We start from the raw sequence: 11,758 nt of genomic DNA, 5'->3' as shown, positions 1-11,758 counted from the left end.
AGGATGATTAGGAGCTTTTCGGAGTCTAAAAGACGAACAAAAAGTTCAATCAGCTACCGCGTCAAAGTTTGATTGCTAATAAAAAGTGAGGTCGGGATCTTTTGTCCCAACCTCTTTTTTGAGGCTCTTTGTCAACTGTAGTGGGTTGAATAAAAGCTAACATCTGGAGAGGACAATCGTTGTCCTCTCCATTTTTATATTCAGAGCGATGAAAATTCGTTTCTTAAAGTTGTTAAAGTTCCTAAAACCAAAAGCATTTCGTTTGATGAGTTTAATGAGATTATTAGTCGCTTCCAATTTAGCGTTGGAATAGGGCAATTGAAGGGCGTTGACAATTTTCTCTTTGTCCTTGAGAAATGTCTTAAAGACAGTCTGAAAAAGAGGATGAACCTTTTTTAGATTGTCTTCAATAAGTCCGAAAAATTTCTCGAGCTCTTTATTCTGAAAGTGAAAAAGCAAGAGCTGATAGAGATTATAGTGGTGTTTCAACTCTTCGGAATAGCTCAAAAGCTTGTCTAGAATCTCTTTATTAGTTAAGTGCATGCGAAAAGTAGGGCGATAAAAACGTTTATCACTCAGTTTACGGCTATCTTGTTGGATGAGTTTCCAATAGCGCTTGATAGCCTTGTATTCATGAGATTTTCGCTCAAATTGATTCATGATTTGGACACGAACCCGACTTATAGCTCGGCTAAGATGTTGAACAATGTGAAAACGATCTAGAACGATTTTAGCACATGGAAAAAGCTGTTTAGCCAAGTTATAGTACGGACTAAACATATCCATAGTAATGATTTTCACTCGACATCGGATCGCTCTATCGTAGCGAAGAAAGTGATTGCGGATGATAGCTTGTGTTCTTCCCTCAAGAACAGTAATGATATTGAGCTGATCAAAATCTTGTGCGATAAAACTCATCTTTCCCTTGGTAAAAGAATACTCGTCCCAAGACATAATCTCTGGAAGACGAGAAAAATCATGCTTAAAGTGAAAGTTATTGAGTTTACGAATGACAGTTGAAGTTGAAATGGATAGCTGATGTGCAATATCAGTCATAGAAGTCTTTTCAATCAACTTTTGAGCAATCTTTTGGTTGATAATACGAGGAATTTGATGATTCTTCTTAACGATAGAGGTTTCAGCGACTATCATTTTCGAGCAATGATAGCACTTGAAACGGCGTTTTCTAAGGAGGATTCTAGTAGGCATACCAGTCGTTTCGAGGTAAGGAATTTTCGACGGTTTTTGAAAATCATATTTCTTCATTTGACATCCGCACTCAGGGCAAGACGGGGCGTCATAGTCCAGTTTAGCGACAATTTCCTTGTGTGTATCCATATTGATGATATCTAGAATCTTGATATTTGTGTCTTTGATATCAAGCAGTTTTGTGATAAAATGTAATTGTTCCATATGATTCTTTCTAATGAGTTGTTTAGTCGCTTTTTATTATAGATCTTATGGGACTTTTTTTCTACACAAAATAGGCTCCATAATATCTATAGGGGATTTACCCACTACAAATATTATAGAGCCTTTTTTGAAATGAAAAAAGTAAGGAAGTTATATGAATAAAGCTAGAGGGCTCTGTGTACTGGATGTTGATGGGACACTAATAGAAGAGGAAGTTATTGATTTGTTGGGGAAAGAAGCAGAGTGTGAAAATGAAGTAGCTCTACTGACTGCCCAAGCTATGAGCGGAGAACTAGATTTTGAAGAAAGCCTGAGAAAACGTGTTTCTTTATTACAAGGACTATCTGTCGATAAATTTGAACATCTTTATACACAGGTTCATTTTAGCAAGAATGCCCAAGAGTTCGTTAAAATTCTTCAAAAACATGATATTGAGGTCGGTCTAGTTTCGGGTGGTTTTGTACCTATTGTCGAAAGACTAGCAACTGAACTTGGTATTAGGCTAATTGCTGCAAATCGTCTTGAAGTAAAAGATGGATTTTTGACAGGAAAACTTGAAGGAGAGATCATTACTAGGGAAGTCAAGGAAGAGACTCTAGTAAGATGGGCTGATGAATTAGTGGTACCACTCGAAAGAACCATTGCTATTGGAGATGGAGCTAATGATTTAGCAATGTTGAAGAGAGCTGGAATCGGCATTGGCTTCTGTGCCAAAGCAATCGTGAAAGAGGAAATTCCCCTTCAAATTGAAGAAAGAGACTTCTCAAGAGTATTGAAGCTGATAGATTTATTTTGATTAGAAAGGAGAGTGTATGAAAATTGTTATCGCACCTAACTCTTTTAAGGAGAGTCTCCCTGCAAGTGAAGTAGCTAAAGCTATCAAACGAGGCCTTCAAAAGGATCTACCTGAATCGGAATGTTTGCTCTTACCTGTTGGAGATGGAGGAGAAGGAACAGTAGACGCTATAAAAAGTGCTTTAGGTCTTGAAGAACATACAACTCAGGTAACAGGTCCCTTTGGTGATGAGGTACAAATGCCTTATGTTTATAAAGAAACTCTCGCTTTATTTGAAGTTGCGGATTTGATAGGTCTTGCTAAAATTCCCATTGAAAAACGAAATCCCCTGAAGATTCAAACAAAGGGGATTGGCCAACTAATCCTGCATTTAATAGAGCAAGGAATGAAAGAAATCTATATCGGAGTTGGTGGGACATCCAGTAACGATGGTGGGATTGGTATTTCTTCAGGAATTGGTTACCAGTTCTATGACAAAAATGGAGATGAACTTCTAGCTACGGGTCAATACTTGTTTGAAATTACTGATATCTCAAAGGAGAAAGTTATATCTATTCCTTCTGATGTGCGAATTAAAATCTTAGCAGATGTGACCAATCCTCTCTGTGGCCTACAAGGAGCTACATATACATTTGGCAAGCAAAAAGGCTTAAATCCAGCTCAATTTCATGAAGTTGATTCTGCTATTGAAAACTTCTATCGAAAAGTTGCCCCTGAAATCTTAAAACTGGAAGGAGCTGGAGCAGGTGGTGGTATTGCAGCGGGCTTATGTTCTTTTGCTGGAGCAACAATTGTTTCTGGTATTCACACTTGTTTAGATTTAATCGGTTTTGATCAGAAAGTTGCGGATGCAGATCTTGTCATCGTTGGTGAAGGAAGATTAGACACTCAAAGCTTAGCTGGCAAGGCTCCAATCGGTGTAGCAAAAAGAACACCAAATGGTGTTCCAGTTATTGCTATTTGTGGGAGTCTGTCAGAGGATTTACCACCCTTACCATTTGAAAATATCGTTGCAGCCTTTTCTATCTTAGAAAAAAGTGAACCACTGGAAGACAGTCTAAAAAATGCCGCTATCTATTTAGAATATACAGCTACAAACATTGGTCAAATCTTAGCTTTGAAGAAGAATTAACCAAACCATTTTTTCCAAAAAGAAGTAGGAGCTTTGGTCTCTTTCTCTTGCCACAAGTCTGGAAAGGCCTTTTTAAGATCTTTTTCATTTATTTGAACAGGGGCATCACTATGAATAATCAAGCCAAAAGGAGATGAATTGTGATCTTCTGAAACGATAGTCGCTTGGCAGTCAGCATCTTTTGCTTGTTTTAGATAATAGACTTGCTTTTCAAATACTACCTGAGGAGAAATTTTGACAAAAAGAGGTTCAGTTTCTTTTTTTAGACTCACTAAAATAGATACATAACCCTTTTGAAATTTATCATCATTAGCCGTTTCAAGGTCTGCATAGCCAAGGACCCTTTCCTCGAAAGTTCCGAGAAAACGTCTCTGTTCATCTGGATTTAGTTTAAGCCCGCCATGAGCCTTTTCTAGGATTTGTTTTGATACATCAGTCATAAAAATAGTATATCATAAAATAAAGGAGAAAACAGATAAAAGAAAGCGATTACTTTATAAACTTAAGGAAAATTTGCACAAAGATAACGTTTTTCCTTGAAAAAGGTGTCTTTTTAAGGTATCATAGAGGTGTAAAAAATTTAACTCAATAAGGAGAGTAAAAAATGTCAATTATTACTGATGTTTACGCTCGCGAAGTCCTAGACTCACGCGGTAACCCAACACTTGAAGTAGAAGTTTACACTGAATCAGGTGCTTTCGGACGTGGTATGGTTCCATCAGGAGCTTCTACTGGTGAACACGAAGCAGTTGAACTTCGTGATGGTGACAAATCTCGTTACGGTGGTCTTGGTACACAAAAAGCTGTTGACAACGTAAACAACATCATCGCTGAAGCAATCATCGGCTACGATGTACGTGACCAACAAGCTATTGACCGTGCTATGATCGCACTTGACGGTACTCCTAACAAAGGTAAATTGGGTGCAAACGCAATCCTTGGTGTGTCTATCGCTGTAGCTCGTGCTGCTGCTGACTACCTTGAAATCCCACTTTACAGCTACCTTGGTGGATTCAACACTAAAGTTCTTCCAACTCCAATGATGAACATCATCAACGGTGGTTCTCACTCAGATGCTCCAATCGCTTTCCAAGAATTCATGATCGTACCTGCTGGTGCACCAACATTCAAAGAAGCTCTTCGTTGGGGTGCTGAAATCTTCCACGCTCTTAAGAAAATCCTTAAATCTCGTGGTCTTGAAACAGCTGTAGGTGACGAAGGTGGATTTGCTCCTCGTTTCGAAGGAACTGAAGACGGTGTTGAAACTATCCTTGCTGCTATCGAAGCTGCTGGTTATGTTCCAGGTAAAGACGTATTTATCGGATTTGACTGTGCATCATCAGAATTCTACGATAAAGAACGCAAAGTATACGACTACACTAAATTCGAAGGTGAAGGAGCTGCTGTTCGTACTTCTGCAGAACAAATCGACTACCTTGAAGAATTGGTAAACAAATACCCAATCATCACTATCGAAGATGGTATGGACGAAAACGACTGGGACGGTTGGAAAGCTCTTACTGAACGTCTTGGTGGTAAAGTTCAATTGGTTGGTGACGACTTCTTCGTAACAAACACTGCTTACCTTGAAAGAGGTATCGCTGAAGGCGCTGCTAACTCAATCCTTATCAAAGTTAACCAAATCGGTACTCTTACTGAAACATTCGACGCTATCGAAATGGCTAAAGAAGCTGGTTACACTGCAGTTGTATCACACCGTTCAGGTGAAACTGAAGATTCAACAATTGCTGACATCGCAGTTGCAACTAATGCAGGTCAAATCAAGACTGGTTCACTTTCACGTACAGACCGTATCGCTAAATACAACCAATTGCTTCGTATCGAAGACCAACTTGGTGAAGTAGCTGAATATCGTGGATTGAAATCATTCTACAACCTTAAAAAATAATCGTTGATTTAACAACGTTTTAAGCCCCTCGGATTTTATCCGAAGGGCTTTTTTTGATAAGAGCTATAGCGGATGTTTTTTAGGCAAAAACTTTCATAGCATGAGTGTAAGAAATAAAATAGTCTAAATAAATGATAGCTAAAAATTAACTAGCTTTCTTGTAACAGCTAGAGTGTATAATTTCTATAAAATTAAATAATGATATCACTAAGAATATAGGTTCAAATAAATAATAACAATTAACTATGAATGATAAGTAAACAAATTTATTTTGAGAGAGTATCAAGACACGTTACTTTAATCAACTTTTATAAACTGGGTATCTAATTGCATATATATATTAATCTTTGACATTGTTGGTACTCTGTTATTTTGACAGAAGATAAAAAATAAACTCAATATCTGATGTTATAAAACTTCTTGACAAAGAAAACAGGAAAACACCAAAAATATGACGATAGTCTTATTTTAAATCGTGTTTCATTAGATTTTTATAAAAATTAATGATATTATGTTTTGATATTTTAAAATAATTTGATATACTAGCTATGATGTGTATGTTTTTTTTCATACATCAAAAGAAGGAGGCAATTTAATGAAAATTAAAAGAAAACAACAAGCTGATTTTCGAACCGAGAAATATACTCGTTTTGGTATTCGAAAGTACAGTTTTGGAGCGGCTTCAGTTGCAATCGCAACTGGTTTGATGTTTCTTGGAAGTGGTGCTGTTTCAGCTAATGAGCTCACTTCAAAAGAAACTAGAGACCAAGTTGTTGTTGGAAACAATGAATCTGATTTAGTTAAGGAAAATCAGAGAACAGAATCAATTTATGAAGCACCTGCAGTAATTCCAGGTATGGATTCAAAAGAATCTAAAGGTTCAGAAAATAGTGAGGCCACTCAATCTTCATCGTCTGATTCAACATCTGAAGCACCTGTAGTGATTCCAGCTGTGGATTCAAAATCAGACAATACTAAGGAAACTCAGTCATTACCATCTGAGTCAACACCAAATTCAGTTGTGGATGCTGCTGTAGAAAATGCAGTTGAAAAAGTTGAGCATCAACTTGAAAAATCGAATGCTGAAGATAGAAGTGTATCTGTTGATACCACTGACTCTTTGAAACGAACTCGTCGAGAACTTGATTCTAGTGCAGTAGTAAAAGAGGGAACTATCAGTATCACTTCACCAAAGGAAAATACTTCAAGCGACTCGTCTCATCCAAATGGGTATAATAAATCTACTAAGTATCATGATGGTAATGATGGCTGGTATACTTTTGTTCAATTGGATCAACAAGAAAGACATCCACAGTTCACTTACATTAATTCGTTTGATGGTTATGTGGTTATATCTTCTAAGTCAGATCGAACACCAAATGGGTATACGACTGATGGCACGGTAAAACTAGAATTTTATAACCGTAAAAATGAGTTGCAGCAAGAGATTATCATGGATAAAAATACTAATTCAAGTGAATTTGTGTATAAGTATAAAAAGCGTAACCAGAAAATACTCATTAACCGAAATGCGGATTCCATTTCTATCGGTGATATGCCGAATACTGCAAAAACTCGTAATCAAGTTGCAAACTTTTATATCTTGTATAACGGTCCAGAAATTTCAACTAAACAAGGCCAAGGTATTTTTTATGCAGATGGATGGTTGATTCCTACTAATAATTCAGTAACTGTACGTTTTAAAGATAAGGACACTAAGAAAGACTTGGTTCCTTCTTATACTCTTAATGGTTTAACGGGTATGCGCTTTGATACGACCGCCGCAGAGCTGAAAGGATATGAACTTGTTGATAAAGAAATAGTTGGTACACCAAATGGCTATATTTCTCCTTGGAAGCAAGTAGGTGATAGCTTTACAAAAATAACTCAACCTAACCTCGAGATTAAATATACTTTACTGAACATGGATGGAACTATGAAGGCGGAGGTCTATTATAGTGGTAAAAAAATTCATGAAACAACTTTAGGAAAAGGTGAAACAACTGAGTATAATGGTACTGCAGCTAATGGACGTCCGTATACCCAACGTTTAGAAAATCCATTTTTGAATGCAACTAATGAGATTATATTCTACTATAAGGCGACTGCTCCAGTTGAACAAGATGTGACGAAACCAACTAAACAAACGGTAACGTTTGAAGGAGCAGGAACATCTACTCCAGCTGATAAGGTTCAAGATAACTTCACCTTTACTGGTAAACAAAAAAATGGTACGACAACATGGGATCAACCTAGTCACACTTATGGCAAAGAAACAGTTCCAGTTGTTGAACATTACTATGCCGATAAGAAGGAAGCTGGATCTAAGACAGTTACTCCAGATCAACCAGAAGTTACGGATAAGGTTACTTATAAACCACTTGGTAAGATCATCCCAGTTGATCCAGAAGGAAACAAAATTCCAAGTGCACCAACTCCACAGTACAACAATGATCCACAAGATCCAACTAAGGGTGGCGAGACTCCAACTCCAGTCATCCCAGGTTATGTGACAGATACACCAAGTGTAACTCCTAACAAACCAGGAGAGGATACACCTGTTGTCTACCGTAAGGCAGAACAAAAAGCTATTATCAAGTATGTAGACCAAAATACTGGTACAACACTTGAAAATGATCAAGTTTCTGGTAAATCTGGTGAAGCTATTGACTACTCAACTGCAGCTAAGATCAAGAAATACCAAGATCGTGGTTATGTTCTCGTTAGCGATGAGTTCCCAGCAGGAGCTACTTATGACACAGATGCATCTGTTGATCAAACTTGGACAGTAACTTTGAAACATGGTGAAACTCCAGTTGGACCAAATAATCCACATAACCCAACAGACCCAATCAATCCAAATGATCCAAACAGTCCAAACTATCCTGCGACAGATCAATGGAAGAAAGATGTAACATCAACTGTTAAGTATGTGGTATCAGACGGTAAGGCAACTGCTCCAGTTGACAATGTTCAAAATGCACAATGGACACGTACCTTAACACTTGATAAGGTAACAGGTGAAGTTCTCTCATCTACTCCATGGGCAGCGAATAAAGCTGACTATGATGCAGTTCCAACACCAGGATTGACAGGTTACTACGCTGATAAAGCAAGAGTTGCATCTAAGACAGTCACTCAAGAAAATCTTGAAGAAACTGTCACTTACAGACCACTTGGAAACTTGGTTCCAAAACCAGAAACACCAAACGATCCAAACTTCCCATCAACACCAGAAGTGAAGTATCCAAATAATCCAACGGATCCAACGAAACCAGGTAAGCCAGTTGTGCCTAATGTACCAGGCTACAAACCATACTTGCCAGATCCAAACGATCCAAGCAAACCAGGACAACCAGTAGAACCAGGTAAGGAGCTTCCAAACCTTCCAACAAACCCAGGTGACAACACACCAATCATCTACGTGCCAATCGTAAATGATGTGACAAAACCAACTAAACAAACGGTAACATTTGAAGGAGCGGGAGAAGACACTCCGACTACTAATGTTCAAGATGGCTTTACGTTCACAGGTAAGCATAATCCAACTACAAATACAACAACATGGAATGAAGCTAGTCATACGTATGGAAAATTGATTGTTCCAGTAGTAGATGGGTACTATTCAGATAAGACAGAAGCTGGATCTAAGACAGTAACACCGGATCAACCAGAAGTAACAGATCACGTTGTATACAAACCATTAGGAAAAATTATCCAAGTAGATGAAGCTGGAAATGTTATTCCAGGTTCAGTATCTAAGACTTATGAAAATAATCCGTTAAATCCTAAAGAGGCAGCAGAAACTAAAATTCCTGATGCTCCAGCTGGATACAAAATTAAGGAAGAACAACCTCAAGCTTGGGGTTACAATATAGTTGATAAAACGATTGAACCAAATGATGAAAGTGATCCAGATCGTATTTCACGAGACACACCAATCATCTACGTACCAATTGTAAATGATGTGACTAAACCAACTAAACAAACAGTTAAGTTTGAAGGAGCAGGCGATAAGACTCCAGCGGACAATGTCCAAGATGACTTTACGTTTACTGGTAAAGAAAACAAAGCTTCTGGAACTACAACATGGACTGAGAAGAGCCATACTTACGGTAAGGTATCTGTTCCAGTAATTCCAGGTTACTACGCTGATAAGACAGAAGCTGGTGGTAAGACAGTTACACCAGAAAATCCTGAAGCAACAGATACAGTAACCTACAAGCCACTTGGAAACTTGGTTCCAAAACCAGAGACACCAAAAGATCCAAACTTCCCATCAACACCAGAAGTGAAGTATCCAAATGATCCAAAAGATCCAAGCAAACCAGGTCAACCAGTTGTTCCAGATGTACCAGGCTACAAACCATACTTGCCAGATCCAAACGATCCAACGAAACCAGGTAAACCAGTAGAACCAGGAACACCAATCACTCCTGAAAATCCAGGTACTGACACACCAATCATCTACGTACCAATCGTAAATGATGTGAAGAAAGCAACTAAACAAACAGTTAAGTTTGAAGGAGCAGGCGATAAGACTCCAGCCGACAACGTCCAGGCCGACTTCACATTCACTGGTAAAGAAAACAAAGCTGATGGAACTACAACATGGACTGAGAAGAGCCATACTTACGGTAAGGTATCAGTTCCAGTAATTCCAGGTTACTACGCTGATAAGACAGAAGCTGGTGGTAAGACAGTTACTCCAGAAAATCCTGAAGCAACAGATACAGTAACCTACAAACCACTTGGAAACTTGGTTCCAAAACCAGAGACACCAAAAGATCCAAACTTCCCATCAACACCAGAAGTGAAGTATCCAAATGATCCAAAAGATCCAAGCAAACCAGGTCAACCAGTTGTTCCAGATGTACCAGGCTACAAACCATACTTGCCAGATCCAAAAGATCCAAGCAAGCCAGGTCAACCAGTAGAACCAGGAACACCAATCACTCCTGAAAATCCAGGTACTGACACACCAATCATCTACGTACCAATCGTAAATGATGTGAAGAAAGCAACTAAACAAACAGTTAAGTTTGAAGGAGCAGGCGATAAGACTCCAGCCGACAACGTCCAGGCCGACTTCACATTCACTGGTAAAGAAAACAAAGCTTCTGGAACTACAACATGGACTGAGAAGAGCCATACTTATGGTAAGGTATCTGTTCCAGTAATTCTAGGTTACTACGCTGATAAGACAGAAGCTGGTGGTAAGACAGTTACTCCAGAAAATCCTGAAGCAACAGATACAGTAACCTACAAACCACTTGGAAACTTGGTTCCAAAACCAGAGACACCAAAAGATCCAAACTTCCCATCAACACCAGAAGTGAAGTATCCAAATGATCCAAACGATCCAACGAAACCAGGTCAACCAGTTGTTCCAGATGTACCAGGCTACAAACCATACTTGCCAGATCCAAAAGATCCAAGCAAACCAGGACAACCAGTAGAACCAGGTAAGGAGCTTCCAAACCTTCCAACAAACCCAGGTGACGACACACCAATCATCTACGTACCAATTGTAAATGATGTGACTAAACCAACTAAACAAACAGTTAAGTTTGAAGGAGCAGGCGATAAGACTCCAGCCGACAACGTCCAAGACGACTTCACATTCACTGGTAAAGAAAACAAAGCTTCTGGAACTACAACATGGACTGAGAAGAGCCATACTTATGGTAAGGTATCTATTCCAGTAATTCCAGGTTACTACGCTGATAAGACAAAAGCTGGTGGTAAGACAGTTACTCCAGAAAATCCTGAAGTAGTAGAGGTTGTTACCTACAAACCACTTGGCAGTTTGGTTCCGAAATCTGATGATCCGAAATTCCCATCAACACCAGATGTGAAATATCCAAATGATCCAACAGACCCAACTAAACCAAGTAAACCAGTTGTGCCAAATGTCCCAGGCTACAAACCATACTTGCCAGATCCAAACGATCCAACGAAACCAGGTCAACCAGTAGAACCAGGTAAAGAGCTTCCAAACCTTCCAACAAATCCAGGTGATGATACTCCAATCATCTACGTACCAGTAACTCCAGAGAAACCAGTAACTCCAGAGAAACCAGTAACTCCAGAGAAACCAGTAACTCCAGAGAAACCAGTGACTCCAGAGAAACCAGTAACTCCAGAGAAACCATTGACTCCAGAGAAACCAGTAGCTCCAGAGAAACCAATCTCTGCTAAAGAAAATACTCCTCAGTTGCCAAATACTGGTACTGAAGATCATACTAGCTTAGCAGCACTTGGACTTCTTGGAATAATGAGTGGATTTGGACTTGTAGCTCGTAAGAAAAAAGAGGATTAGTATCTTTAATATTCTAAAGGAATAGCTATTCCGTTTTAATAGAACTAATTTTCACTAGGATAAATCTGAGGGCTAAAAATCTAATATTTTAAGTTTAAAGTTTCTTTAATTAAATTTTTAAACTGAATAGGTACTAAAAGTGAACAAGACAAAATTCTGATTTTCAGAACCTATGTTTTGTTCGCT

General features: G+C 38.6%; 6 protein-coding genes. 4 read left to right on the top strand and 2 right to left on the bottom strand.

The features are described from left to right. Positions 1 to 156 precede the first annotated feature (156 nt). On the bottom strand, positions 157 to 1,413 hold the full coding sequence (locus AXE83_RS06120) for an ISL3 family transposase (RefSeq protein ID WP_060955506.1): 1,257 nt from the start codon (positions 1,411 to 1,413) through the stop codon (positions 157 to 159). Between the two features lie 154 nt (positions 1,414 to 1,567). Between AXE83_RS06120 and serB the strand changes: the two genes are divergently transcribed. After that, a complete protein-coding gene (gene serB, locus AXE83_RS06115) occupies positions 1,568 to 2,209 on the top strand; it encodes a phosphoserine phosphatase SerB (protein WP_060955801.1) in 642 nt (213 codons plus the stop codon). Positions 2,210 to 2,225: 16 nt separating this feature from the next. Then, positions 2,226 to 3,341, top strand: a complete 1,116-nt coding sequence (locus AXE83_RS06110; RefSeq protein WP_060955800.1) for a glycerate kinase — start codon at positions 2,226 to 2,228, stop codon at positions 3,339 to 3,341. Here the strand turns inward: AXE83_RS06110 and AXE83_RS06105 are convergent. Next, the gene (locus AXE83_RS06105; RefSeq protein ID WP_060955799.1) at positions 3,338 to 3,781 is read right to left on the bottom strand and encodes a DUF1694 domain-containing protein; all 444 of its coding nucleotides are present in this window, start codon (positions 3,779 to 3,781) and stop codon (positions 3,338 to 3,340) included. The genes AXE83_RS06110 and AXE83_RS06105 overlap by 4 nt on opposite strands. Before the next feature lie 164 nt (positions 3,782 to 3,945). Here AXE83_RS06105 and eno point away from each other — a divergent pair, with 164 nt between their 5' ends. Next, positions 3,946 to 5,250, top strand: coding sequence for a surface-displayed alpha-enolase (gene eno, locus AXE83_RS06100; protein WP_000022825.1), 1,305 nt, complete (start codon positions 3,946 to 3,948; stop codon positions 5,248 to 5,250). Between the two features lie 595 nt (positions 5,251 to 5,845). Then, the gene (locus tag AXE83_RS11425) at positions 5,846 to 11,572 is read left to right on the top strand and encodes a mucin-binding protein (protein WP_060955798.1); all 5,727 of its coding nucleotides are present in this window, start codon (positions 5,846 to 5,848) and stop codon (positions 11,570 to 11,572) included. Positions 11,573 to 11,758 lie beyond the last annotated feature (186 nt).

The organism is Streptococcus sp. oral taxon 431 (genome assembly GCF_001553685.1).
Lineage (GTDB): Bacteria > Bacillota > Bacilli > Lactobacillales > Streptococcaceae > Streptococcus.
This window is presented reverse-complemented; position numbering and strand designations above follow the sequence as displayed.

Coding starts and splice junctions, on each gene's coding strand:
- AXE83_RS06105 (WP_060955799.1), bottom strand. CDS start 3,781: ATGACTGATGTATCAAAACAAATCCTAGAAAAGGCTCATGGCGGGCTT.
- AXE83_RS06110 (WP_060955800.1), top strand. CDS start 2,226: ATGAAAATTGTTATCGCACCTAACTCTTTTAAGGAGAGTCTCCCTGCA.
- AXE83_RS06120 (WP_060955506.1), bottom strand. CDS start 1,413: ATGGAACAATTACATTTTATCACAAAACTGCTTGATATCAAAGACACA.
- eno (WP_000022825.1), top strand. CDS start 3,946: ATGTCAATTATTACTGATGTTTACGCTCGCGAAGTCCTAGACTCACGC.
- AXE83_RS11425 (WP_060955798.1), top strand. CDS start 5,846: ATGAAAATTAAAAGAAAACAACAAGCTGATTTTCGAACCGAGAAATAT.
- serB (WP_060955801.1), top strand. CDS start 1,568: ATGAATAAAGCTAGAGGGCTCTGTGTACTGGATGTTGATGGGACACTA.